21 protein-coding genes are annotated in these 22827 nt (G+C 72.3%); 13 read left to right on the top strand and 8 right to left on the bottom strand.

Annotated features, from left to right (window positions below; all coding sequences use genetic code 11):
- Position 1: 1 nt before the first annotated feature.
- From ACOKGD_RS09175 to ACOKGD_RS09160, 4 genes are read left to right on the top strand one after another with little or no spacing between them, the layout of a single operon-like run.
- Positions 2-838, top strand: coding sequence for a phosphonate ABC transporter ATP-binding protein (locus ACOKGD_RS09175; protein ID WP_342335499.1), 837 nt, complete (start codon positions 2-4; stop codon positions 836-838).
- Positions 810-1661, top strand: coding sequence for a phosphonate ABC transporter, permease protein PhnE (phnE, locus tag ACOKGD_RS09170; protein ID WP_342334485.1), 852 nt, complete (start codon positions 810-812; stop codon positions 1659-1661). The genes ACOKGD_RS09175 and phnE overlap by 29 nt, the downstream gene beginning before the upstream one ends.
- Positions 1658-2419 carry a tyrosine-protein phosphatase gene (locus tag ACOKGD_RS09165; protein ID WP_342334486.1) on the top strand — a complete coding sequence of 254 codons (762 nt, stop codon included), beginning with the start codon at positions 1658-1660 and terminating at the stop codon, positions 2417-2419. The genes phnE and ACOKGD_RS09165 overlap by 4 nt, the downstream gene beginning before the upstream one ends.
- A 5-nt stretch (positions 2420-2424) precedes the next feature.
- Positions 2425-3060 carry a TetR/AcrR family transcriptional regulator gene (locus ACOKGD_RS09160; protein WP_342334487.1) on the top strand — a complete coding sequence of 212 codons (636 nt, stop codon included), beginning with the start codon at positions 2425-2427 and terminating at the stop codon, positions 3058-3060.
- A gap of 13 nt (positions 3061-3073) precedes the next feature.
- On the opposite strand, the gene ACOKGD_RS09155 is transcribed toward ACOKGD_RS09160, so the two are convergent.
- Genes ACOKGD_RS09155 through ACOKGD_RS09140 form a run of 4 tightly spaced genes read right to left on the bottom strand, consistent with a single transcriptional unit; the run spans position 3074 to position 7040 of the window.
- Entirely contained in the window at positions 3074-3811 is a 738-nt protein-coding gene (locus ACOKGD_RS09155) for a hypothetical protein (protein WP_342334488.1), read from the bottom strand.
- Positions 3812-3856: 45 nt separating this feature from the next.
- A complete protein-coding gene (locus ACOKGD_RS09150) occupies positions 3857-4675 on the bottom strand; it encodes an anti-sigma factor (RefSeq protein WP_342334489.1) in 819 nt (272 codons plus the stop codon).
- Positions 4672-5274 carry an ECF RNA polymerase sigma factor SigK gene (gene sigK, locus ACOKGD_RS09145; protein WP_342334490.1) on the bottom strand — a complete coding sequence of 201 codons (603 nt, stop codon included), beginning with the start codon at positions 5272-5274 and terminating at the stop codon, positions 4672-4674. The genes ACOKGD_RS09150 and sigK overlap by 4 nt, the downstream gene beginning before the upstream one ends.
- Before the next feature lie 44 nt (positions 5275-5318).
- Positions 5319-7040: a cytochrome c biogenesis protein DipZ gene (locus tag ACOKGD_RS09140; RefSeq protein ID WP_342334491.1), complete on the bottom strand. Its 1722-nt coding sequence runs from the start codon at positions 7038-7040 to the stop codon at positions 5319-5321.
- A 199-nt stretch (positions 7041-7239) separates the two neighbouring features.
- Between ACOKGD_RS09140 and ACOKGD_RS09135 the strand changes: the two genes are divergently transcribed.
- The 3 genes from ACOKGD_RS09135 to ACOKGD_RS09125 all read left to right on the top strand — a co-directional run bounded on the left by ACOKGD_RS09135 (position 7240) and on the right by ACOKGD_RS09125 (position 9913).
- Complete coding sequence (locus tag ACOKGD_RS09135) at positions 7240-7917, top strand: fasciclin domain-containing protein (protein ID WP_342334492.1); 678 nt, start codon at positions 7240-7242, stop codon at positions 7915-7917.
- A 107-nt stretch (positions 7918-8024) separates the two neighbouring features.
- Positions 8025-8894, top strand: coding sequence for an alpha/beta fold hydrolase (locus tag ACOKGD_RS09130; RefSeq protein ID WP_342334493.1), 870 nt, complete (start codon positions 8025-8027; stop codon positions 8892-8894).
- Positions 8895-9052: 158 nt separating this feature from the next.
- Positions 9053-9913 (top strand): cation-transporting ATPase, encoded by an 861-nt coding sequence (locus ACOKGD_RS09125; protein WP_342334494.1) that lies wholly within the window; start codon positions 9053-9055, stop codon positions 9911-9913.
- Positions 9914-9957: 44 nt separating this feature from the next.
- Here ACOKGD_RS09125 and ACOKGD_RS09120 read toward each other — a convergent pair whose 3' ends face one another.
- A complete protein-coding gene (locus ACOKGD_RS09120; protein ID WP_342334495.1) occupies positions 9958-12327 on the bottom strand; it encodes a glycoside hydrolase family 65 protein in 2370 nt (789 codons plus the stop codon).
- Between the two features lie 102 nt (positions 12328-12429).
- A complete protein-coding gene (locus ACOKGD_RS09115) occupies positions 12430-12921 on the bottom strand; it encodes a hypothetical protein (RefSeq protein WP_342334496.1) in 492 nt (163 codons plus the stop codon).
- A gap of 526 nt (positions 12922-13447) precedes the next feature.
- On the opposite strand from ACOKGD_RS09115, the gene ACOKGD_RS09110 reads away from it, so the two are divergent.
- Positions 13448-13942, top strand: a complete 495-nt coding sequence (locus tag ACOKGD_RS09110; protein WP_342334497.1) for a DUF6328 family protein — start codon at positions 13448-13450, stop codon at positions 13940-13942.
- Positions 13939-14760, top strand: a complete 822-nt coding sequence (locus ACOKGD_RS09105; RefSeq protein ID WP_342334498.1) for a carbon-nitrogen hydrolase family protein — start codon at positions 13939-13941, stop codon at positions 14758-14760. Before ACOKGD_RS09110 ends, ACOKGD_RS09105 begins: the two co-directional genes overlap by 4 nt.
- 17 nt (positions 14761-14777) lie before the next feature.
- Here the strand turns inward: ACOKGD_RS09105 and ACOKGD_RS09100 are convergent, their stop codons facing one another.
- On the bottom strand, positions 14778-15980 hold the full coding sequence (locus tag ACOKGD_RS09100; RefSeq protein ID WP_342334499.1) for an aminotransferase class I/II-fold pyridoxal phosphate-dependent enzyme: 1203 nt from the start codon (positions 15978-15980) through the stop codon (positions 14778-14780).
- A 126-nt stretch (positions 15981-16106) separates the two neighbouring features.
- On the opposite strand from ACOKGD_RS09100, the gene ACOKGD_RS09095 reads away from it, so the two are divergent.
- Genes ACOKGD_RS09095 through ACOKGD_RS09085 form a run of 3 tightly spaced genes read left to right on the top strand, consistent with a single transcriptional unit; the run spans position 16107 to position 20361 of the window.
- Entirely contained in the window at positions 16107-17603 is a 1497-nt protein-coding gene (locus ACOKGD_RS09095; RefSeq protein ID WP_342334500.1) for a S1C family serine protease, read from the top strand.
- Positions 17604-17650: 47 nt separating this feature from the next.
- Entirely contained in the window at positions 17651-18913 is a 1263-nt protein-coding gene (locus ACOKGD_RS09090; protein WP_342334501.1) for a CDP-glycerol glycerophosphotransferase family protein, read from the top strand.
- A gap of 20 nt (positions 18914-18933) precedes the next feature.
- Positions 18934-20361, top strand: coding sequence for a CDP-glycerol glycerophosphotransferase family protein (locus ACOKGD_RS09085; RefSeq protein ID WP_421355121.1), 1428 nt, complete (start codon positions 18934-18936; stop codon positions 20359-20361).
- Between the two features lie 12 nt (positions 20362-20373).
- Here ACOKGD_RS09085 and ACOKGD_RS09080 read toward each other — a convergent pair whose 3' ends face one another.
- Positions 20374-21393 carry a glycosyltransferase family 2 protein gene (locus tag ACOKGD_RS09080; RefSeq protein ID WP_342335501.1) on the bottom strand — a complete coding sequence of 340 codons (1020 nt, stop codon included), beginning with the start codon at positions 21391-21393 and terminating at the stop codon, positions 20374-20376.
- Positions 21394-21546: 153 nt separating this feature from the next.
- Here ACOKGD_RS09080 and ACOKGD_RS09075 point away from each other — a divergent pair, with 153 nt between their 5' ends.
- On the top strand, positions 21547-22815 hold the full coding sequence (locus tag ACOKGD_RS09075; protein ID WP_342334503.1) for a CDP-glycerol glycerophosphotransferase family protein: 1269 nt from the start codon (positions 21547-21549) through the stop codon (positions 22813-22815).
- The last annotated feature ends 12 nt before the right edge of the window (positions 22816-22827 follow it).

The raw sequence follows: 22827 nt of genomic DNA, 5'->3' as shown, positions 1-22827 counted from the left end.
CATGTCCCTCTCGTCGCCAGACACCCTGAGCGCCGCACCGTCGTCCGGCGGGCGGCCTCAGCACCTGCCCCTCGTCTCCGTACGCGGCCTGAGGGTCGCGTACGGAGACGGACCGGCGGTGCTCGACGGTGTGGATCTCGACCTCCACCCGGGCGAGATGGTCGCCCTGCTGGGGTCATCCGGGTCCGGCAAGTCCACCCTGATGAAGAGCCTCACGGGCTTCGCCCCGATCACCGGCGGCAGCGCGCGGGTCGGCGGCTTCGACATGACGAACGTGCGCCCGGGTCAGCTTCGCGCGGTGCGCGCCTCGGTCGGCCAGGTCTTCCAGCAGTTCAACCTCGTCGGGCGCCTGAGCGTGCTCACCAACGTGCTCACGGGCGCCCTGCACGAGACCGGCCCGCTCAACCTGGTGGGAGGTTTCTCGCGCGACCACCGGCGTCGGGCCCTCGATCTGCTCGACCGCGTCGGGATCGCCCACAAGGCGCAGGATCAGGCCAGGTCGCTCTCGGGCGGTCAGCAGCAGCGGGTGGCGATCGCGCGAGCGCTGATGCAGCGGCCCCAGCTGATCCTCGCAGACGAGCCCGTCGCCTCGCTCGATCCGAAGATGTCGAGGCAGGTCCTGGACCTCCTCCAGCGGATCGCCCGAGAGGACGGGATCCCGGTGCTCGTGAGCCTCCACGTCATGCCGCTCGCGCTGGCCCATTCGGACCGGATCGTGGGGCTGCGCGAGGGCCGGGTCGTGGTCTCGGCCGCGACGCCGCTCGTCGGCCCCGCCGACCTCGACCCGATCTACGCCCACGACGAGGGGGATGACGATGCCGTCCACGGCGACCTCTGAGAAGCGGCCGCCCGCGCTCGCGCCCGGCCTCGACCCGCACGAGCGCGCCCGGCTGGAGCGGGCGTTCGCCGTGCCCCGCGCGCGGTTCCTGCTCGCGATCCCCGTCGCCGTCGCGCTGCTGGTGTGGTCGTTCGTCGGCGCCGAGTTCGACTTCGCGAAGCTCGGCGAGGGGGCCGTGAACATGGGCGACTTCCTGTCGCGGATGTTCCCCCCGACCTGGGCCAGGTTCGACACCATCGTCGCGCTCCTGATCGAGACGCTGCAGATGGCCGTCGTCGGCTCCGTGCTGGGCGCGGTGCTCTCGCTCATCGTGGCGTTCGGCGCCGCGTCGAACATCGCGCCGCGGTGGCTGTACTACCCGACGCGATGGGTGATGAACGTGATCCGGTCTCTGCCCGACCTCGTCTTCGCGCTGATGTTCGTGTCGGCCGTCGGTCTCGGGCCCTTCGCCGGCATCCTCGCGATGACGGTCGGATCGATCGGATCCATCGGCAAGGTGTTCGCCGAGGCGATGGAGTCGGTCGATGAGGGGCCGATCACCGCGATGCGCGCGGTGGGCGCCTCACCCCGCCAGGTGGTGCAGTACGGCATCCTCCCGCAGTCGGCGCCCCTCCTCGTCTCGTACACGCTGCTCCTGTTCGAGGGCAACGTCCGCGGCGCCACCATCCTCGGGAGGGTCGGGGCCGGAGGCATCGGCCTCGAACTCACCACCGCGATGAAGATGTACGACTACGGCCACCTGTCCGCCATCGTCATCTGCATCATCGTGCTCGTCACGGTCATCGACCAGGCAAGCGCCATCATCAGAAGGAAGATCACATGACCCTCATCGACGCCCCCGTCCTCGCCCTGTCCGACCCCGTCAACCTCCGCGACCTCGCCGGCATCCCGGTGGCGGGCGGCGTCGTCCGGGAGGGGTTCGCGATCCGCGCCGACGATCTCGCCATCGTCACCGAGGCCTACGCGGACCGGCTGGTGGCCGACGGCCTGCGCACCGTCATCGACCTGCGCTCGGCGGCGGAGGTCGAGGCGACCGGGCGCGGCCCGCTGGGGTCGCGCACGTCGGTCAACTACCACCACGTGCCGTTCATGGCCGCGGTCGGTGAGGTCGACGCCGCCGAGATGGCCGACCAGTCGAGGTTCGGCGCGTTCTACCTGCGTATGTTCGAGGGGGCCGCGGCGCAGATCGTGACCTCGCTGGCGATCATCGCGCATGCCCCCGGGGCCGTGGCCTTCCACTGCGCCGCGGGTCAGGATCGCACGGGCGTGCTCGCCGCGTCGCTGCTGCTCGCCCTCGGCGCGGAGCCGGCCGACATCGTCGCCGACTACACCCGCACGGGTGAGAACTCCGCCGCGATCATGACGCGCATCGCCCCCACGATGCGTGCGCTGATGGACAGGCTCGGGTTCGATCTGGACGAGGCCGCGCGGGCGGCCACGCGCACCGCCTTCTCGTCCGAGCCGATGCGTCACCTGCTCGCGGGCCTGGCGGAGCGGCACACCGACCTGCTCGCACCGCTGCGCGCCGCGGGTCTGGACGACGCGCTCATCGCCCGCCTGCGCGCCGGGGCGGTCGCGTGACGCCGATGCCGCAGCCGGAGGCCGGGGCCGCGACGATCCGTCGTGGCCCCGGCCGCCCGCGCGCCGAGGGACACGACGAGCGGATCCTGGATGCCGCCGTGGCGCTTCTCGACGTGGGGGAGGAGATCACCCTCACCCGCATCGTCGAGACGAGCGGCGTCAGTCGGGCCGCGATCTACCGCCGGTGGCCGTCGCTGACCGATCTCGCGGCCGCGGCCCTGGACCGCGGCCGCGAGCCGTATGCCGTCCCGCTCGAGGGCGACCTGCTCGAGAACCTGCTGAGCGTGGTGACCCTGCAGTCGACAGCTCCCTCCGGCTACAGCGAGGAGCGCTTCCGCCTGCGCATCCGCCTGGCGATGACGGATCGCAAGCTGGCGCAGGCCTATTGGCGCTCGCACGTCAGCCGCCGGCGCGCGGGGATGGTCGCCGTCCTCGAGGAGGGGATCCGGCGGGGAGAGCTGCGATCCGACATCGACGTGGACGCGTGCATCGACCTGATCAACGGGGTGTTCTACTACCAGTTCGTGGTGCGGGGTGAGGCCGCCCTCGACGGGGCGGCGCGCGCACGCTGCCGCGAGGCCGTGCGCGTGGCCTGGCGTGGCATGGCGGCCGGCCCGGCGGCGAGCCCCGCCGCGGAGTAGGCGCTCTCGCGCCTCAGCGCACCTCGACCGTGCCGTCCAGGCGCCCGCCGCTCAGGGTGAGCGTGAACGCGTCGTCGTCGACCTCATCCTCGGTGAAGGCGATGATCGTGCCGCGGGGCACCATGTCCTTGGTGCAGGGCCGCGTCTCGTCGGTGGTGAAGACCACGGTGCCGGCGGCGCCGGATCCCTCGACCGACTCGACCACCGGCGGGCAGGTCGAGGAGCCCCACGTGAGCAGGACGAGCCCGCCGTCGTCGAACCAGCCGGCCGACGGCTGGTACTCCGTCGCCGAGCCCGGGGTGCCGGTCGCCCCGGGGATCCCGTCCAGATCGACGTCGTCCGCGATGTCCCCGTAGGTCACCTGCAGCGTGATCTCCTTCGTGGGGTCGACCCCGTCCGGCAGCGCCCCGATGCTTGCGCGCGGTGCGTAGTCGGCGGTGCACATCTGCTCCTCCGCCCCCTCGGGGTCGGGGTCGACGAGGGCGACGGTGACCGTCTGGCCGTCGGCCGAGACATCGCCGACCTGCGGGACGCAACTCGAGGATCCCCAGCTGACCACGCCGAACATCCGACCGTCATCGAGCAGAACGCCCTCGAGATCGTCCATCTCGCCTTCGGGTGCCCCGGGGGAGGCGGTGGGGACGGACGTGTCGTCCACATCCTCACCGCCCGGGCCGGCGGCGCAGCCGGCGAGCAGGAGCCCGGCGAGGAGGGTGACGGAGGACGCGACGACCAGTCGGTGAAGGGTCATGCCGCTCACCCTAGCGAGGGCTGACGCGAGGTCAACCTCGACGGCTCAGTCGGTCGCGATCGCCACGATCGGGTCGGTGCTCGGGCGTCCATCCGGCGACCCGCCCTGAGGCTCCACGGTCACCGCGATCACGTCGCCGGGCTGCATGCCCTCATCGAGCAGCGCGGTCGTGGCGGCCTCCTCCGCGTCGAACACGCCGGCGGGGATGGCGGCGTCGTCGCGCACGTACCAGAGCTCGAACTGCCGATCCTCGGGGATCTGCGGCAGATCATGCGAGACCAGCACGGCAGCGCCCAGCTCGACCGACCAGTGCAGCGTCGCCTCGCCGCCTCCGGCGACCTCCGCGGCGGCGCTGCGGGCGTCCGGTGCGTCCTCGATGCGATCCAGCGCCACGACGGCGGCCGGGCGGGTGAGCGACTGCGTCGCGAGGACCGCCCCCGCACCGGCCCCGCCGAGGACCACGAGCGACGCGGCGAGCGTGAACCAGGCGCGCGCGCCCCACCGACGACGCGGTGCCGGCTCGTCCAGGGCGTCCGCCCCGCCTCGCGGCTGGGCGTCCTGCTCCGGGAGCAGGGGCTGCTCGCTGTGACGGGGCTGCTCGTTGTGACCGGGCTGCTCGCTGTGACGGGGCGGGTCCTGAGGCAGCGACGCGATGCGCGCCAGAAGCTCGGCGCGGATGCGATCCGGGGGAGTGACCGGCGCTGCGGCCGCCGCCAGCTCTGCCGCGGTGTCGGCATCGCGCGCGGCGAGCTCGGCGCGGGCGGGATCATCCGCCACGGCCTGGCGATAGGCGCGCTCGTCCTCGGCGCTCAGCGCGTCGAGCGCGTGGCCCGCGGCCAGCTCCTCGAAGTCCCGGTCGTTCATGTCCTCACCCCCAGCTCGGTCCTCAGGCGCGACAATCCGTCGCGCATCCTCGTCTTGATGGTTCCCAGCGGCGCGCTCACCAGGGCCGCGATCTCGCTCTGAGAGTAGCCGCCGTAATACGCCAGGACGATCGCCTCCCGCTGCACGTGCGGGAGGGCCCGGAGACCGTCGGTGACCCGCTGCGCGTCCATCCTCAGCTCGACGCCCTCGGCCACGTCGTCGAACGCCACATCGATATCTCGCAGACCCACGCGGGCGTCGCGGTCTGTGCTCGCCTGGGACGCCCTGACCCGGTCGACCGCTCGCCGGCGGGCGATGGTCAGGATCCAGGATCGTCCCTGACCCTTGTTCGGAGCGAAGCGCCCGGCGGATTGCCACACCTCGAGGAAGACCTCCTGGAGGACCTCCTCGCTCTGGGAGCGATCCACCAGGACGCGCAGGATCAGCCCGAACACGCGCGAGGACAGCATGTCGTAGAGCTGCGCGAACGCACCCTGATCGCCCTCGGAGATCTGCGCGAGCAGGAGCGCGACGTGGTCGGTCGAGGGCCCCTCGCCCTCGTGCACCTCGACGCCGTCGATCCCCATGTCCACCAGCATGCCGTACCCACCGCCTCCTCATTCGCCACAGGTGACCCGCGCGCTCACCCGAAGGTGAACGAATAGGCCTCGACGCCGGGCGACACCTCGACCTCGATGGAGCCGTCCTGCTTGTCGTCGCTCTCCAGAAGCGCGTACGACCGCGGCGTGCCCGAGACCTGGATCTCCCGCGTCTCGATGCCGTCGCCGGAGACCCGCACCGTGCCCTCGCCCGCCAGCACCATCCGCACCTCGGAGGCGTGGTAGTCCAGGCGGATCCGCGCGCCGTCGCTCGTCGGGGTGGCGTACTGCGTCTGCACGGACCAGTCGCCCGAGAGCGCGAAGCTGTCGGCCGGCTGCGCATCGGGGTAGCGGTATTCGGCCTCGCCCTGGCTGTACGTCCCGGGTCCGGCGAAGTTCACGTCCTTCGACGAGCCGAGGAAGGTCTCCCGTGTGGTCGACCCCGCCTCCGGCGTGGCGTCCTCGACGTCGGTCGGATCGGGGAGCGTCACTCCCTCGTCGGCGTCGGTCAGGAGCTGGCGGATCATCTTCTCGGTGGCGGCGTAGTTGCCCTCCCCGAAGGCGATGTGGCGCACGGTCCCGTCGGCGTCGATGAGGTAGTGGGCGGGCCAGTAGCGGTTGCGGTAGTTCGTCCACGTCGCCAGCTGGTTGTCGAGAGCCACCGGGTACTCGATGCCGAAGTCGGCGGCCCCCGCCGCGACGTTGGCCTCGCTCTTCTCGAACGCGTACTCGGGAGAGTGGACGCCGATCACCTTCAGGCCGGCGTCGCGGTAGGCCTCGTCCCAGGCCACGACGTGGGGGATGCTGCGCTGGCAGTTGATGCACGAGTAGGCCCAGAAGTCGATCAGCACGACCGATCCGCGCAGCTCGTCGAGGGAGATGGGATCACCGCCCGGCGTGTTCAGCCAGCTCTCGATCCCCTTGAGCGAGGGCGCCGTCCCGCACGACTCGAGTTCGTCGGCCCCGTTGGTGCACTGGTCGAGGTCCTTGTTCTCCTCGTTCACCAGCCCACCCAGGTCCAGCGCCTCCTGCACGGCCTCGTCCTCGGCGAGCGGGCGCTGCAGGGCGGCGGTGTAGTCGGGGACCAGGCGCTGGAGGGCGGCCGGCACGTCGAAGGCGAGGCCGACGGCGAGTGCGAGCATCGCGATCCCGCCGGCGATGCGCAGGCCGCGCTCGCGGGTGCGGAACGCGCGGATCCGCTCGATGACCCCGCGCCCGGCCAGCGCGAACAGCAGCAGCGGCAGAGCCACACCGAGCGCGAAGGAGGCGGTCAGCACAACGGTCTCGGTGCCGATCCGGCCCGTCGAGCCCGCGACGATGATCGCGGCGAGCACGGGACCCGCGCAGGGAACGAACACGGCGCCGAGCGCGAGACCCACGCCGAAGCCGCTGCCGCGGTTGGACACCTGACGGCTCGGGATCCACTGGAACGGACGCTCGAGCAGACGCTCGACGGCCGGCACGATCAGCCCGACGCCGATGAGCAGCAGCACGGCGATGCCGACCCACCGCACGACGTCCTGGGGCAGCCCCAGCGCGCCGAGGATGAGCGATCCGAACAGCGTCACGATCGTGAAGCTCGTGATCAACCCCAGGATCACGAGGAAGGGCCGCGCCCGGGAGGCGGCCACGGGGTCGCCCGCACCGCCGTCGAACCGCGCCGACTGCGCGCCCGCCGTGAGGAAGACGACAGGGAGGACCGGAAGGATGCACGGCGATATGCCCGTGATCAGCCCTCCGAGAAAACCGATGATCGCAAGTGTCATGGAAACTCCTTCGTCGCACTCGTCGGTTGTTGTTCGGCGCCGACACGAACCCGGTTTGCGCGGATCCGGATCCGGCTCGAAACCCGATCCGAACGAATCCCAATCCGTCTGGGGGAGGGCGCCGAATGACCTGTGAGCGCCGAGAAGGCGTCGCACCGCTCGCACAGGAGCCGGTGCCTCACACATGAAGGAGAAAGTCATGATGCGCAAAAAGCTGAAGCTCACGAGCGCGGTGGCGCTCGCGTTCGCCGCGACGATCACGCTCAGCGCGTGCACGTCGGCAACGACGTCCGGCGAGGAGGAGAAGGACATGACCTCGCAGGCCCCGACGAGCCAGGCGCCCGCCGAGAGCGACGAGCCGATGGACTCCGAGATGGACCCCGCTGCCAACCTGGTCGGGCCCGCGTGCGCCGACTACGCCGAGATGGTTCCGGACGGCGCAGGCTCCATCCAGGGCATGTCGCAGGACCCGGTCGCCGTCGCGGCGTCGAACAACCCGATGCTCAAGACGCTGGTGTCGGCCGTCTCCGGCGAGCTCAACCCCGACGTGAACCTCGTCGACACGCTCAACGGCGACGAGTTCACCGTCTTCGCGCCCGTCGACGACGCGTTCGCGAAGATCGACGCCGCCACGATCGAGACGCTGAAGACCGACTCCGACCTTCTGAGCTCGATCCTCACCTACCACGTGGTTCCCGGCCAGATCGAGCCCGCCGACATCGCCGGCATGCACACCACCGTGCAGGGCTCCGACCTCGAGGTCACCGGCAGCGGTGACGAGTGGATGGTGAACGACGCCGCGGTCCTGTGCGGTGGCGTCCAGACCGCCAACGCCACGGTGTACCTGATCGACACGGTGCTGATGCCCGCCGAGTGATCGATCGGACGGGATCGGGGTCGCACAGCCGCGACCCCGATCCCGCGCGTCCACCCGGTGCCGGGGGAGGGGCTTCTGCCTCGGGTGGGCGCGGCTATCCTGACGGCATGGCCGCCGCCGAACGCCGACCGCTCACCTCCCGCCTGCGGGACAAGCTGATCGCGCATCGCGGGCCCGGCCTGCACGTCGCCGTCGACGAGGGACACGGCCCGACGGTCGTCCTGGTGCACGGGATCGCGTCGTCCTACGTGACCTTCGAGAACGTCATCCCGCTGCTGCAGGCGGATCACCGCGTGATCGCGGTGGATCTGCTGGGGTTCGGCGCCTCCCCGGCGCCGCCCGACGCGCGGTTCTCGCTCGACGAGCACGTCGAGTATCTCGAGCGCACGCTCGCGGGGCTCGAGCTGCCGGAGCCGTTCGTGCTGGTGGGGCACTCGATGGGAGCTCTCATCTCGGCGCGGTACGCGGCCCGGCGGTCGTCCGAGCTGAAGGGCCTCGTGCTCGTGAGCCCGCCCGTCTACCTTCCGCCGGACATCGTCGGCGATCCGGTCGACCGCGCGGCCATGAGCCTCTACCGCCGCGTCTACGACTTCCTGCGGCGCAAGCGCTCGTTCACCCTGCGCAACGCGGCGGTCCTCGCCCGCATGTCGCCGATCAAGAACGCCTTCGAGGTGAGCGAGCGCAACTGGGAGGCGTTCGTCCTGTCGCTCCAGAACGCCATCGAGACCCAGACCACGGTCACCGACGTGGCCGCCGTGGACGTGCCGATCGAGGTCATCTACGGCACCCTCGACCCGTTCCTCGTCCCCGGAGGTCTCCGCATCATCGAGCGGATGCGTCACGTGACCGTGCACCGGATCGGCGGCGGCGATCACCTGATCCGGCCGCCGATGGCACGGGTCATCGCGACGGCCGTCGAGTCCTTCACGTCTCCGGCCGGCAGCCACCGAGAGGCCGGCCTCTCGGGTGGCGCATAAGGTCGCCCGATAGCGTCGCGGGCACAGAGGGAGTACTTCCCCGCGGCGCGTCCGTCAATACGGCCTCACCATTGAGGCCCGGGCCGCCGGCTCCGCTTCCTGCGGGGTGAAGGAGACTTTGGCGGCTGTCGGCTGCGCCGACTCTCCCGAGGGATCTCATGAGCAGACTCAACTCGTTCATCAAGCTCGCCAAGCAGGCCATGGACTCTTCGTCCGCGTCCGCGTCCTCGTCCTCGTCGGCTTCTGAGTCACGCGGCGGCGCCCCCGGGCAGTCCGACTGGATGTCACGGGCGCGCGGCGCCGTCGACTCTCTTCTGGGCGACGAGCGCGCGGGAGGAGCATCCACGCAGGCCCCGGCGGGGCGCGAGGCCGCACGCGACCCGCTTGTCCCGCCGCCGGCTCCGTCGGCCGGACGCGCCGCGTCGCCGGCGTCCTCCGGCACCGCGGCGGACCGCGCCGCCATCGCGCGCTACGACTATCTGCTGCAGACCGCACGGCCCGACCAGGTCGAGCAGGTGCATCGCGAGGCGTTCGCCCGGCTCACGCCCGACCAGCGCGAACAGATCGCGGCGGGCATGCGCGCGGAGCTTCCCGCGCACGAGCGCCCGCACACGTCGTCCGCTCCGGACCTCGCCCGCGCCGCGGCGCGGACCGAGGCCGCCGAGCCGGGGCGCCTCCGCGGCCTGCTCGCCCGCGCCGGGGGACGCGGCGGGCGGAGTGCCCTGGGGGGTGCCGCGCTCGTCGGCGGTGGAGTGCTCGGTGCGGTCGCGGGCGGCGCGATCGTGACGGGCATCGGATCGGATCTGCTCGGTCAGGCCCTCACGGCGGGGATCGACTTCGACGCGATCGCCGAGGGCATCGGTGTGCAGGCCATCGCGGAGGGCGCCGGTGGCCTCGTCCCGGAGGCCGGGGAGTACGTCCAGGGCCTCGGCGACCAGGTCGCCGAGGCCGGGAGCGGGCTCGGAGACCTCGCCAGCGGGTTCGAGCTGCCGAGGCTCGACGACCTGTTCGGGCGCTGACCCGCGGCCCGGCCGACCGGCCGCCCGGCTGAGCGCGGTGGCCCTCAGTCGCCGAAGGCCTCCGCGAACGCGCGGGGCGCGCGGCCAGGGGGCTGCGTCGGCCGGGGGCCGGCCGGGTCGGCCGGGGGCGTGGGCGCCACGGAGGCGACGCCGGCGCGCAGCACAAGCGGCCGGTCGAAATGGTGCACCGCGAGATCCGGACCCGACGCCAGGCGATACTCCGTGGCCTCCGGTGTGATGTCGAGATGCAGGGTGCGCCCGGCCACCCGGATCCCGAAGCTCACCCGCGTGAGCTGCGGGGGCAGCCGCGGCGCGAACCGCAGCCCGGCTGCGCCGTGGCGCATCCCGCCGAAGCCCGCGGTGAGGGCGATCCAGAGGCTGGCCAGCGACGCGATGTGGAGGCCGTCGGCGGTGTCGCCCTGCAGATCGTCGAGGTCGAGCGTCGCCGCCTCGGCGAGGTAGTCGGCGGCGAGCTCGATCTGCCCGACCTCCGCCGCGATCACCGCCTGCACGCCCGCGGACAGGGATGAGTCGCGCACCGTGAGGGGTTCGTAGTAGGCGAACGCGCGCGCCTTCTCCTCGAGGGTGAACGCCTCGTGAGCGACGTACAGCGCCAGCACGAGGTCTGCCTGCTTCACGACCTGCTTGCGGTACAGGTCGAAGTAGGGGAAGTGCTCCTGCAGGGGATACTCCGACGGATCCGTCGCCGCGAAGTCCCACCGCTCGCGCTCGGTGAACCCGGCGGATTGGGGATGGACGCCGAGCGCGGCGTCGAACGGGACGGCGATGCCGGCCGCGGTGCGCTCCCACTCGTCGATCTCGTTGGGCGTGACCCCGAGCGACCCCGCCACGTCGGGGTGCCGGCCCGCGGCCTCCGCGGCGCCCTCGAGGTTCGCCCTCGCCGCGAGGTTCGTGTAGACGTTGTCGTCGACCATCGCCGAGTACTCGTCCGGGCCCGTGACGCCGTCGAGGTGGAAGCGCCCGGCCTCGTCCCAGCGCCCGAGCGACACCCACATCCGCGCGGTCTCGACGAGGATCTCGAGCCCCGCCTCCCGCTCGAAGGCGTCGTCTCCCGTGGCGCGCACGTACCCCCTCACGGCGGCCGCTATGTCGGCCCCGAGGTGGAACGCGATCATGCTGGCCGGCCAGTAGCCCGAGCTCTCGCGCCCGTCCACGGTGCGCCACGCGAAGACGGCGCCCCGCAGGCCCAGTCGCTCGGCGCGCTCGCGGGCATGATCCAGGGTCGCGTGCCGCCACCGGAGGGCCTGCTCGGCGCTCGCCGGTGCGGTGGACGTCAGCACCGGCAGCACGAAGGTCTCCGAGTCCCAGAACGTGTGGCCCTGGTACCCCGCGCCCGTCAGGCCCTTCCCCGGGATCGAGCGCAGCTCGGCACGCGCCGCCGCCTGGAAGACGTGGAAGAGCGCGAAGCGCACGGCCTGCTGCAGGCGCGGCTCGCCCTCGACGACCACGTCGCTGCACGCCCAGTAGTCGTCCAGTCGCTGGCGCTGATCGTCGACCAGCCCGTCCCAGCCCGCCTCGAGCGCCTCGATCACCGCCGCCTCGGCGCGGTCGCGCAGCGCATCCGGTTCGGGGGAGTCCGACCACTCATGCCCGACGAACTTGGTGATCTCGAGGTGGTCTCCCGCGTCGAGACGCGCTCGGATCGTTGTGCGCGCGAGGTCGGCCGAGACCTCGGTGGTCACCGCCGGGGTGTGCGCGCCCGAGCCGCGGACGACGTGGTCCATCGTGACGGCGACGCCCAGGCCGCTGCGCCGGGTGCGGTGCACGAGGGTCGCCCGGGTGCCGAGCTCGTGGTGCCTGATGCCCTCCAGGGGAGCGGCGAGAGCGTCCTTGACGCGCGGATCCGGGTGCACCTCGGTCAGCGGCTCGTTCGCGAGCAGCTCGGACTGCACGGTCGCCACAAGCGGCCCGTCGGCCGCGCGCACGACGTAGCGCACCGCCGCGATCGAGCGGTGGCTCAGCGAGACCAGGCGCGTGGAGGTCACGGTGACGGTCCGCCCGGCGGGCGAGGTCCATTCCACCTCGCGGTGCAGCGTGCCGGCCCGGAAGTCGAGGCGCTGCTCGTGGCGGATCACCCGCCCTCGCCGCACGTCGAAAGGATCGTCGTCGACGAACAGGCGCAGGATCTTGCCGTCCGGGACGTTGATCACGCTCTGCCCCGAGTCGGGATAGCCGTACCCGTCCTCGGCGTAGGGCATCGGATGCTCCTCGAAGAACCCGTTGAGGTAGCTCCCGGGGGTGCTGTGGGGTTCGCCCTCGTCGAGGTTTCCGCGCCAGCCGAGGTGCCCGTTGGAGAGCGCGAAGACCGATTCCCGGTGCGCCAGGCTCCTCAGGCCGATGCCGCTGAGCCCGATGCTCCACGGTGCGATGTCGAACGGAAGGGGCCTCGTCATGCGTCGTCTCCTGTCAGGGGCGTCACACCCCGGACCCTACAAGCGCTCCCGAGATCTCCCCAATCGCTGACAGGGATCCCGCGGTCGTGGTATGTCCCGTCGTCACCCGTGGGCGGCGAGCTGGAGCACGATGACCAGCAGGCCGAGGGCGGCCTCGGCCCCGAGCACGAGGAGGCGCTGCCACCAGATCAGGCGCACGCGGCGGGCCGCGAGGTAGCCGATGCCGACGAGCGCCAGCAGCAGCGCAGCGGCCCCGGCGGTGAGCGCCGACTCGGTGCTCCAGACGTCGAAAGCGGCCACGACGAGGAAGATCATGGGCAGCACCACCGCGCCGATCGCGCTGAACGTCGTCGCCGTGGCGTGACGCAGCTCCTCGCGCGTGAGCAGCCGCTCGTGCACCACGAGATGCGAGATCACGTCGGACGTGAACACGGCGAACAGCGTGCCGAGAACCGTCACTGTGAGGGTGATCATGGCCTCGCCGGGGGCGACGTGCCCGTGCGCGAGCAGGGTGACGGTGACGGCGAGCGCGGCGAAGGTGACGTAGATGCGCTCCTTCAGCCGGTCGGCGCGGAGCTGGCGGTCGTCGTTCATCGTCGTCCATTCTCGCCCGTGCCTGCGGCGTGAGCTGCCGGGATCTCGTTCACGGCGACCGCGGCGTCTGCCGCCGCCCAGCCATCACGCCTCCCGCCGATGCCGGACCCGCCGGGGCGCGGCGTCGACGAACCCGGCGAGCCATCGGGCCGAGGGCACGCCGTCGATGAACACCGCCTTGACCAGCAGGCTGAAGGGGCGCGAAGCTCGGACGCTGACCCGCTCGCCCGGCCCCGAGCCGGGGCCGGGGCATGGGCACCTCTGCCCCTGGGGTCTCGCGCCCTCCGGTGACAGTCTGAAGGGGCACCACGTCGACCGGGGGGTCGACGCCGTGCCGGTCACAAGCCGTCGGGATCGCGCCTCCAGGGGGAGCCCGCGATCCGCAGCCCGGATCCGAACCACGCCACCCGCGCGATGCTTCGGACCCGGGCTCTACTTCTGTCCGCGAGGCGCTGCGCGCCGCTTCGCCCCTCATGACCAGCCGTCGGGTTTGCCCGGCCCGCCTCGGCGGCGGGAGGATAGGCACATGACCGGTCAGAATCCCCGCGACGGGCTGCGCGACGAGACGACGGCCGAGCGCTATGACCGCAACTGGAACGAGGTGCTCCAGGAGCTGCGGGTCCTGCAGACCGGCACCCAGATCCTGACGGGCTTCCTGCTGGCGCTGGCGTTCCAGCCCGCCTTCCACGACCTCACCGAGGGGCAGCGGGTCTACTACCTCGTGCTCGTGGTGCTGTCGGCCGTGAGCGCGGTGCTCGCGCTGGCTCCCGTCGCGCTGCATCGCGCGCTGTTCGGGGCCGGGGCCAAGGGCACGGTGGTGGCCTTCGGCCACGGGGCGCTGCTGTTCGCGCTCGCGATCGTGTCGCTGCTGCTGGTCGGGGTCGTGGGGTTCATCTTCGACGTGGTGGTGAACGGGATCGGCGCATGGATCGCGGGCGGCCTGCTGTCGGTGTTCGTGGTCCTGCTCTGGCTCGTCGTGCCCCAGGTGCTGAAGAACCGCCGCGGGGAGGCCCGCGCATGACGGGGGGATCGGTGGTCGGCGTCGGCGTCGGCGTCGGCGTCGCGCAGTTCGCTCCGGTCGCCGACGCGTCCGCGAATCGGCACACGATCGCCGAGCTCGCCCGGCGCGCGGTCGCGCGCGGCGCGTCGGTGGTGGTGTTCCCCGAGTACTCGAGCTACTTCACGGATCCGTTCGATGCGACCCTCGCCGACAATGCCGAGGATCTCGACGGGCCGTTCGTCGCATCCCTCGTCGCGCTCGCCGGGGAGCTCGGCGTCCACCTCGTCGCCGGCCTGCTGGAGCGGGCCGACGACGGCGCGCGCGTGCGCAACACGGTCGTCGCGGTCGACGGATCGGGCGTTCTGGCGACCTACCGCAAGCAGCACCTCTACGACGCCTTCGGGCAGCGGGAGTCGGACTGGGTCGAGCCGGGCCGGGTGCAGGCTCCTCAGACATTCGACGTCGGCGGCCTGCGGTTCGGGCTGATGACCTGCTACGACCTGCGCTTCCCCGAGGTCGCGCGGACACTCGCCGACGCGGGCGCGGATGTGGCGCTCGTGCCCGCCGAATGGGTGCGTGGGCCGCTCAAGGAGCACGCCTGGGCGACCCTGCTCGCCGCGCGCGCCATCGAGAACACGATGTACGTGGCGGCCGCCGATCACCCGCCGACGCTCGGCGTCGGCCACTCGGCGCTGCTGGACCCGCTCGGGGTCGCCATCGCGCAGATCGGCACCGCCACCGACGTGGCCGTCGGGTGGGTCGACCCCCAGGTCATCGCCGACGTGCGCCGGGTCAACCCCGCGCTGCAGCTGCGGCGCTACCGCGTCGTTCCGCGCTGAGTCAGCCCGCCAGTGAGTCAGCCCGCCAGCGTCGCCAGGCGCGCGACGGCCTCGTCGAGGACCTCGACGCGCTTGCAGGCGGCGAAGCGCACCAGGGTGCGGTACTCGTCGCGGCGCGCGGGGGAGACGAACGCGGTGATCGGGATCGCCACCACCCCCGCCTCGGCCAGCGGCCCGCGGCAGAACTCGTCGGCGTCGGCGGCCCCGAGGCTGGCCGCGTCCGCGACGGTGAAGTACGAGCCGCGCGGCTCGGACACCGCGAGCCCCGCGGCGCGCAGGCCGGCACCGAGCATGTCCTTCTTGCGGCGCATCTCGTCGGCGATCCCCGTGAAGAACGCATCCGGAAGGCGGAGGCCGGCGGCGATGGCGGGCTGGAACGGCGCCCCGCTGACATAGGTGAGGAACTGCTTCACGGTCAGGGCGGCGGTGACCAGCTCGGCCGGGCCGGTGATCCAGCCGATCTTCCACCCCGTGGTGCGGAAGGTCTTGCCTCCGGACGAGATGGTGAGCGTGCGCTCCCACCCGCCGGGCAGCGCGGCCACGGGGGTGTGCGGGACGCCGAAGGTGAGGTGCTCGTACACCTCGTCCGACAGGATGATCGCGTTGTGCGCGTGCGCGAGGCGGATGATCTCGTCGAGCACGGCGCGCTCGAAGACGGCCCCCGTGGGGTTGTGCGGGTTGTTGAGCAGGATCACCCGGGTGCGGTCGCTCACGGCCGCCGCGAGCTCATCGAGGTCGGGCTGGAAGTCGGGGAAGCGCAGCGGGACGGTGCGCAGGGTCGCGCCGGACAGGGCGACGCACGCCGCGTACGAGTCGTAGTACGGCTCGAAGACGACCACCTCGTCGTCGGGCCCGTCCACAAGCCCGAGAAGAGCTGCCGCCAGCGCCTCGGTGGCGCCGGTGGTCACGACGGTCTGCGTCCCGGGGTCGACGTCGAGCCCGTAGAAGCGCCGCTGGTGCTCGCAGATCGCCTCGCGCAGATCGAGGATGCCGAGACCCGGGGGGTACTGGTTCACCCCGGCCGAGATCGCCTCGCGCGCGGCCTCCAGCACCTCGGCGGGCCCGTCCTCGTCGGGGAAGCCCTGGCCCAGGTTGATGGCTCCGGTGCGCATCGCCAGCGCGGTCATCTCTGCGAAGATGGTGCTCGCGACGGATCCGTCGGCGCGAAGAAGCCCGGCGCCCGCTGCGGTACGGCGCCATCCGCCGGGAGTGTCATGCATCCCGTCAGGCTACCGGCGACGATGTGCGCCGATCCGGCCGCAAGTCACAATCCGGGCTTACCGTCGTCATAGGAAGTGCAAAGAATCCGGAGCGACGCTGTAAGAGCTTTGGAAGAAGGAGCAGCGATGAACACCGAGCGTTCCGAGAACACGCCCCCGCAGGACGACAACGCGCAGCAGGCACACGGACAGGTCCCGCAGCCGCCGGCGCACGACTACCGCGCACCGGACGGGATGAACATCCCGCCGCGCCCGCCGATGCCGCCCTACGCGGCACCGCACACCTCGCAGGAGCAGGGTCACTCGCCCTTCACGGCGCCGGGCCCGCACGCATACGCCGGCCAGTCGTTCGGTCAGGCCGCGCACCAGAATGCGACCCAGCCGCTGCCCCATGACTACCGCGTGGCCGCGCCCACCGCCGAGAAGGCGCCCCGCAAGCGCGGCGCCGGGAAGGTCGCCGCGCTGCTTGTCGCCGCGGCCCTGGTCGGCGGCGCCGCGGGTGCCGGCGGATCGGCCCTGCAGGACCAGCTGGCCGGCGGTGCCGGCAGCCCGAGCGCCGTCTCGGGCCCCTCCAACATCACGGTGAACAACCCGGGCTCGGTCAATGAGGCCACCGCCGTCGCCACCGAGGTGCTGCCGAGCGTGGTGACCATCGACGTGAGCGGCGAGAGCGAGGCCGGCAGCGGATCCGGCGCCATCATCAGCGAGGACGGCTACGTCGTCACCAACACCCACGTCGTCACGCTCGGCGGGGCCACGGCCGACCCGCAGATCCGCGTGACCACGTCCGACGGCCGCATCTACCGCGCCGAGGTCGTGGGCACCGATCCGATCTACGACCTGGCCGTGATCAAGCTCGAGGACGCCTCGGGCCTCACGCCGATCGAGTTCGCCGACTCGTCGAAGCTCAATGTCGGCGACACGACCGCCGCGGTCGGCGCCCCGCTGGGTCTGTCGAACACCGTCACCACCGGCATCGTCAGCGCACTCAACCGCAGCATCCAGATCGCGTCCTCGGCCGCGCCCGACTCGGGCGACGAGACCCAGCCCGCGCCCGACGACCAGAACGGGCCGTTCCGGTTCGACAACGGTCAGCCCGAGCAGCAGAGCACGCCGAGCCAGTCGATCTCGATCGCGGTGATCCAGACCGACGCCGCCATCAACCACGGCAACTCGGGCGGCGCGCTGGTCGACGCGAAGGGCCGGCTGATCGGCATCAACGTCGCGATCGCCTCGTCCGGCGGCAGCGAGGACTCCGGCTCGATCGGCGTCGGCTTCGCGATCCCCTCCAACATCGTCCAGCGCATCAGCGACGAGCTGAAGTCCGAGGGCGAGGCCACCCACGGTCTCCTCGGGGCGAGCGTGCAGCCGTCGATGGTGGATGAGGACGCCACCGTGGCCGGTGCGCTGATCGCCGAGGTCAGCGACGGCGGCGCGGCCGAGGCCGCCGGCCTCGAGGCGGGGGACATCGTCACCGCGTTCAACGGCGTCCCGATCAGCAACGCCACCGACCTCACCGCGCAGGTGCGCGCGGTCGCCGGCGGCAGCGACGCGACCGTGACCTTCGTCCGCGACGGCAAGAGCCGCGACGTCGACGTCACGCTCGGCACGCTCACGCCGTAAGGCCGGCCCGACCGGCCCAGGGAGGCCACCCCGTCTAGGCTGACGGGGTGGCCTCCTTCTCGTTCCGCGCGGGCAATGCGCGGAAGATCGCCCGGCTGCCGCTGTATGCGCTCGGGCGCCTCGCCACGTTCGTCGTGCCGCGCACGGACCGGTGGGTGTTCGGCTGCGGCGCGGGGATCGGCGACGGCCCGCTCGAGGTGTCGCGGGTCGCCCGCGCGCACGGCCGCGACGCGGTCTGGCTGACCGACGACGCCGGCGAGGCGCGCACGGCCGCATCGCTCGGGATCCCCACGGTGCGCAAGTCGTCCCTCGCAGGGTTCTGGGCCACGGCTCGCGCCGGGGTGATCGTCGTCGCGTACGGCCTGGGCGACGTCAACCCCTACGCGCTGAGCGGCCCGGTGATCCTCGCCCAGCTCTGGCACGGCATCCCGCTCAAGCGCATCGGCCTCGACGCCCCCGAGACGCTGCGTAGCCCCGTGCCGTTCGCCGAGTCGCTCGTGAGCCGCCTCCTCGGCGTGCTCTACCGCCTCTCGAACCGCCGGATCGACATCCTCCCCGCCGCGTCGCACCTGGTGCGGGGGCGCCTGGAGACCGCATTCGGGCTGCCCGAGGACCGGATCGTGGTGACCGGCGAGCCGCGTGTCGACGTGCTCTCGCGCGGCACGCCCGAGCAGCGGCGACGCGACGCCCGCGCCCTGATGGCCGGTGTGATCCCGGACCTGCCGGTGCAGGCGCGGCTGGTCCTCTACGCGCCGACCTGGCGCGACGGCGACGCCGACCCCGCCGTGCCGTCCGAGGCCGACTGGCGTGCCATCGACGAGGTGCTCGAGCGCCGCGACGCCATCATGCTGGTGCGCTCGCATCGGCTGGGCGAGGGGGAGTACACGCCGCCCGCGGGCGTGGCCCGAGTGCGCGCCTTCGGCGCGGACGTGCGGGGTGATGTGACCGCGGCGCTTCCCGGTCTCGACGCGCTCATCACCGACTACTCGTCACTCGCCTATGACACGGCGCTCGTCCCGCTGCCGGTGCTCTTCCTCGCGCCCGATGTCGCCGCGTACGCGCGGCGCCGCGGGTTCTACGGCGCCTACGGCGACGTCGCGGGCGAGGACATCGCCACCAGCTGGGGCGAGCTGCTGCCGCAGCTGGATGCGCTGCTGGGTGACACGGAGGTCGCGGCGCGACGCACCGAGCGGGCGCGCCGCGTCAGCGACCGGGTGCACGCGTTCCGCGACGGACGCAGCGCCGAGCGTGTGTACGAGGCGATCTCCGCGCGCCTCGCCGAACCCGACCGACAGAAGGCGAATCGATGACCCCCGACGCGATCTCCTCCCTGACCGCGGCCCGATTCGAGCCCGACACCGCGCAGCTGGTGCTCGCCGGCGTGGGCGCTCGCCCCGCCGCCGCGACCCTCACGGGCCGCAGGGCGCAGACGACGGGCCGGATCACCGGCGGCGGGAAGACGTGGACCGTGCGCCTGCCGCTGCGTGCCGCCCGGTGGGGCGGCCCCGAGCTGCCGCTGCCCTCGGGCGAGTACCGCGTCCGCATCGAGGGGGTCTCGGTCGACGCCGCGCTGCCGCTGACGCTGCTTCCCGCGCTGCGCGCCCAGCTGCGCGGCGACCGGCTCGAGGTCGGTCCTCCGGTCGATCCGGTGTACGACAGCGACGACGCCCAGGCGGCGCTCGAGCGCCGATACGCCGATCACGGCGCGCCGCTCGAGAACGCCGTGTTCCTCGAGAGCTTCTACGGGCGGGTGGCGGGCTGCAACCCGCTGGCCCTCGACCGTGAGATCGCGCGGGTCGCCCCCGGGGTGATCCGGTACTGGAGCGTGGTCGACCTGTCGGTGCGTGTGCCCGAGGGGGCGATCGCGGTCGTCGAGGGGAGCCCCGAGTGGTGGCGGGCCCGGAGCGCGGCGCGGCTGCTGGTGGTGAACGACTGGCTGCGGCGCCGGTACGTGGCGCGGCGGGGCCAGAAGGTGCTGCAGACCTGGCACGGCACGCCGCTGAAGCGCCTCGCGCTGCACCGCCCCGGCTTCGACCCCCGGCGCATCGGGGCGGTCGTCAAGGAGTCGCGCCGGTGGGATGTCCTGCTCGCGCAGAACCCCTACGCCGCCCGGATCCTCCGCAAGGCGTACGCGTTCCTCGGTCGCCCGGTCTGGGTGGAGGGATACCCGCGCAACGACGTGCTGACGACGGGCGACGCCGCCGCCGTCCGCGCCGAGCTCGGCATCGCCCCGGGCGAGCACGTTGTGCTGTACGCCCCCACATGGCGCGACGACCGTCAGGAGATCGTCGACTTCCTCGACCCCGCGTCCCTGGCCGCGGAGACCGGATCGGTCGTCCTCGTCCGCGGGCACTCGCGCACCCTCATCCCCGGGCAGGATGCCGAGGGGGCGCGGGTGATCGATGTCACCGGCTACCCCGACACGTCGCCGCTCCTGCTGGCCGCGGACGCCCTGGTCACCGACTACTCGTCCGTCATGTTCGACTACGGCGTGACCGGCAAGCCGATGTACTTCCTCGTGCCCGACATGGACCACTACCGCGGCGAGCTGCGGGGGTTCTACTTCGACCTCGCCGCGCACGCGCCGGGTCCGCTGGTGTCGACGCAGGCCGACCTGGTCGCGGCGCTCGCGGGCGATCCGGCCGCATACGCCGACCGGTACGCCGCGTGGACCGGCCGCTTCAACGCGCGAGACGACGGCCGGGCCTCCGAGCGCGTGGTCGCGCGGATCCTCGATCAGGGGCTGCTCGCGCGCTGAGCGCACCGCCCGCTACGGCAGCGGGGTGTTGCGCCCATCGAGGCGCGAGGTGTCGACGGTGTTGCGCGCGCCGCGCGCGAGCCCGACGAGGAAGCCCGACCCCCAGGACAGGTGCATGGTCGGCAGCACCGCGAGCGTCCAGAGCTTGTCGCGCGGGCCTCGGCCGCCGCCGGGCCCGATGCTCACCGCGAGGATCAGCACGGCGTAGGCGATCACCGGGCCGTACGCGATCACGGCCCACAGGCCGATGGGTCCGAGCACCGCCAGCTGGAGCACGCCGACGACCACCGCGAGCACCGCGGCGAGCACCAGTGCGGGGGGAGCGAAGAAGCGCAGCGAGTTGCTCAGGCCGTAGCGCCGCACGAGCTCCCCGCGCCAGGTTCCGGTGGCGAAGAACTGCCGCGCCAGGCGCGTCCAGCTCTCGCGCGGCCAGTACGTCACCGACAGCGTGGGATCGAACCAGACGCGGTAGCCCGCCCCCCGGATCCGGAGGTTCAGCTCCCAGTCCTCGCCGCGACGGATCGACTCGTCGAAGAGGCCGACCTCCTCGATCACCGCCCGGCGCATCACGCCGAGGTAGGCCGACTCGGCCTCGCCCTCGCGCTCACCGCCGTGGTACGCGCCGCCGCCCAGGCCGATCCGCGAGTTGTACGCGCGGGCCACGGCGCGCTGGAAGGGGGTGCGGCCGTCGGCGCGCATCACCCCGCCGACGTTGCCGGCGCGGGTGCGGGCCAGGGTCGCCACGGCCCGCTCGGTGTAGCCGGGCGCGAGCTCGGAATGCGCGTCGACACGCACGATCGTGGGGTGCGAGCTGGCGCGGATGGCCGCGTTCAGTCCGACGGGGATGTCGGCCGCCGGGTTGTCGACCAGCACGATCCGGGCGTCCTCCGCGGCGAGCTCGCGCGCGAGCTCGGTGGTGCCGTCGCTGGAGGGGCCGAGGGCGAGGACGACCTCGACGGGGCCGTCCACCTCCTGCTCGAGCACCGTCTCGACGGCGCGGCGCAGGTAGGTGCGCTCGTTGAGCACGGGCATGACGAACGACACCCCCGCGCCCGGCGACACCTCCGGCGCCTCCCGCGGGGACGCCTCCCGCGGGAGGGCACGGTGGGCCTTCTCGGCGGGATCGTTACGCATTCGTCGATCATGTCACGGGGTGCCCGGAAGGCCCCTGGTTAGGCTGGAACGATGGGTATTGCGAAGGACGTCAGAAGAGCTGCTCGAGACGTCAGGAAGGCCGCAGCGCTCATCCGGAAGGCGGTCGTCTCACGGCAGGCCAAGCTCAGCGTGAAGCACGCGCTCAAGGCCCGCGGGCCGCTCCCCGAGGGCGAGTTCCGGATCGCCGTGTACTTCGCCGACGGCGACGTGAACATGTACCAGGTGCGCCAGTGGTACCGGCCGCTCGCCGAGCTCGCGCAGACGCACCCGGTGGTCATCATGTCGCGTGCCGCCACCGGCGCCGCCGCCATCCTGAAGGACGGCGAGCTCCCCGTCGCGTTCGTGCCGACCGTCGGCGACATCGAGAGGTTCCTGGGTCAGCAGGACATCCGGATCGTCCTGTACGTGAACCAGAACACCCGCAACTTCCAGATGTTCCGCTACGGCGAGCGCTGGCACGTGTTCATCAACCACGGCGAGTCCGACAAGATGTACATGACCACGAACCAGTACAAGGCGTACGACTACGCGCTGATCGCCGGTCAGGCCGCGCGCGACCGCCTCAGCCGCACGCTGTGGGACTACGATCTCGACCGCCGCACGATCGAGATCGGCCGGCCGCAGGCCGACCACTACTCCGGTGCCCTGCCCTACACCCCCGACGACCGCACCGTCGTGCTCTACGCGCCCACGTGGGAGGGCGACCGCCCCGCGGCGCTCTACGGGTCGGTGCGGAGCCACGGCGAGGCCATCGTCGAGGGGCTGCTCGCCACGGGTCGCCACCGCGTCATCTACCGACCGCACCCCCGCAGCGGCGTCGTCGACCACGATTTCGGTGCCGCCAACCAGCGGATCATCGCCGCCATCGCCGCCGCGAACGCCGCCGACCCGGGGGCGCACCACGTCTACGACGACGGCCCCGAGCTCGGGTGGCAGCTGGCGGTCGCCGACGTCGCGATCGTCGACATCTCGGCGATGGTCTACGACCGTCTGGCCGCCGGCAAGCCGATCCTCATCACCCGCCCCGCCGACGAGCGCGCGCAGATCGACGAGGGCGGCTACCTCGGCGCCTGCGAGTGGCTGACGGTCGAGGGCGCGGCGGACATCGTGGCCGAGGTCGAGCGCGTCCAGGCCGACCCCGAGGCGTCAGCGCGACTGCGCCACTGGGTGACCCACTACTTCGGCGACACAACGCCCGGGGTGGCGACGGCACGCTTCCACGCCGCCATCGATCAGCTCATGGCGACGTGGGATCAGTGGAACGCGAAGGGCCTCCAGGGCGCCGACGTGCTCGACTGACGGGTCGCCTCC

It is taken from the genome of Microbacterium phosphatis, from assembly GCF_049177115.1.
GTDB classification, from domain to species: Bacteria; Actinomycetota; Actinomycetes; order Actinomycetales; family Microbacteriaceae; genus Microbacterium; species Microbacterium phosphatis.
Note: the sequence above shows the minus strand (reverse complement) of the source record. Positions and strands in the feature narration are given on the sequence as shown.

Coding starts and splice junctions, on each gene's coding strand:
- ACOKGD_RS09130 (WP_342334493.1), top strand. CDS start 8,025: ATGGCCGCCGCCGAACGCCGACCGCTCACCTCCCGCCTGCGGGACAAG.
- ACOKGD_RS09140 (WP_342334491.1), bottom strand. CDS start 7,040: ATGACACTTGCGATCATCGGTTTTCTCGGAGGGCTGATCACGGGCATA.
- ACOKGD_RS09110 (WP_342334497.1), top strand. CDS start 13,448: ATGACCGGTCAGAATCCCCGCGACGGGCTGCGCGACGAGACGACGGCC.
- ACOKGD_RS09160 (WP_342334487.1), top strand. CDS start 2,425: ATGCCGCAGCCGGAGGCCGGGGCCGCGACGATCCGTCGTGGCCCCGGC.
- ACOKGD_RS09105 (WP_342334498.1), top strand. CDS start 13,939: ATGACGGGGGGATCGGTGGTCGGCGTCGGCGTCGGCGTCGGCGTCGCG.
- phnE (WP_342334485.1), top strand. CDS start 810: ATGACGATGCCGTCCACGGCGACCTCTGAGAAGCGGCCGCCCGCGCTC.
- ACOKGD_RS09120 (WP_342334495.1), bottom strand. CDS start 12,327: ATGACGAGGCCCCTTCCGTTCGACATCGCACCGTGGAGCATCGGGCTC.
- ACOKGD_RS09095 (WP_342334500.1), top strand. CDS start 16,107: ATGAACACCGAGCGTTCCGAGAACACGCCCCCGCAGGACGACAACGCG.
- ACOKGD_RS09135 (WP_342334492.1), top strand. CDS start 7,240: ATGATGCGCAAAAAGCTGAAGCTCACGAGCGCGGTGGCGCTCGCGTTC.
- ACOKGD_RS09115 (WP_342334496.1), bottom strand. CDS start 12,921: ATGAACGACGACCGCCAGCTCCGCGCCGACCGGCTGAAGGAGCGCATC.
- ACOKGD_RS09125 (WP_342334494.1), top strand. CDS start 9,053: ATGAGCAGACTCAACTCGTTCATCAAGCTCGCCAAGCAGGCCATGGAC.
- sigK (WP_342334490.1), bottom strand. CDS start 5,274: ATGCTGGTGGACATGGGGATCGACGGCGTCGAGGTGCACGAGGGCGAG.
- ACOKGD_RS09165 (WP_342334486.1), top strand. CDS start 1,658: ATGACCCTCATCGACGCCCCCGTCCTCGCCCTGTCCGACCCCGTCAAC.
- ACOKGD_RS09075 (WP_342334503.1), top strand. CDS start 21,547: ATGGGTATTGCGAAGGACGTCAGAAGAGCTGCTCGAGACGTCAGGAAG.
- ACOKGD_RS09100 (WP_342334499.1), bottom strand. CDS start 15,980: ATGCATGACACTCCCGGCGGATGGCGCCGTACCGCAGCGGGCGCCGGG.
- ACOKGD_RS09175 (WP_342335499.1), top strand. CDS start 2: ATGTCCCTCTCGTCGCCAGACACCCTGAGCGCCGCACCGTCGTCCGGC.
- ACOKGD_RS09080 (WP_342335501.1), bottom strand. CDS start 21,393: ATGCCCGTGCTCAACGAGCGCACCTACCTGCGCCGCGCCGTCGAGACG.
- ACOKGD_RS09155 (WP_342334488.1), bottom strand. CDS start 3,811: ATGACCCTTCACCGACTGGTCGTCGCGTCCTCCGTCACCCTCCTCGCC.
- ACOKGD_RS09150 (WP_342334489.1), bottom strand. CDS start 4,675: ATGAACGACCGGGACTTCGAGGAGCTGGCCGCGGGCCACGCGCTCGAC.